The organism is Gemmiger formicilis, assembly GCF_016901605.1.
Classification (GTDB): Bacteria; Bacillota; Clostridia; order Oscillospirales; family Ruminococcaceae; genus Gemmiger; species Gemmiger formicilis_B.
This window is the reverse complement of record NZ_JACJKP010000435.1, coordinates 1-475: the sequence shown is the minus strand read 5'-3', so window position 1 is coordinate 475 and position 475 is coordinate 1. Positions and strand designations below refer to the sequence as shown.

The following is a 475-nucleotide window of genomic DNA, read 5'->3' as shown; positions in this document are numbered from 1 at the left end:
GGCGCAAACGCAGATCCCCCAGCGCGATGCGGAAGTTCTTGAACCGGAACAAATACACCACAGACACAATAAAGGTAGCCACCTGCCCCATAACGGTGGCAATGGCGGCGCCGCGCACCCCCATGTGGAATCCAAAGATAAAAATGGGGTCAAACACCGTATTGATGACTGCACCCAGCACCATGGACATCATGGCATATTTGGGGCTGCCGTCGGCGCGGATCATGGCATTGACAGCCGCTGGGATCATCATGAAGGGCAACCCCAGGCCGATGACAACCCCGTATTCCAGCGCGTAGGGACGCAGCACATCGGTAGCGCCGAACAGCGTCAGCACCGGGTCCAGAAAGACCAGGAACACCGCCGTGAGTACCACACTGACCAGCACCACCATGGCGATGGCATTGCCTACGCCGCGCCGTGCGTTTTCCACATCTTTTTCGCCCAGTTTCAGGCTCAGGTAGGCGGCGCCGCC

The 475-nt window shown here is 59.2% G+C and carries 1 protein-coding gene; it reads right to left on the bottom strand.

Annotated features, from left to right (window positions below; translation table 11 throughout):
* A partial coding sequence (locus tag H6B10_RS15305) for an MATE family efflux transporter (RefSeq protein ID WP_204652340.1) occupies positions 1-475 on the bottom strand: 475 nt, incomplete at both ends.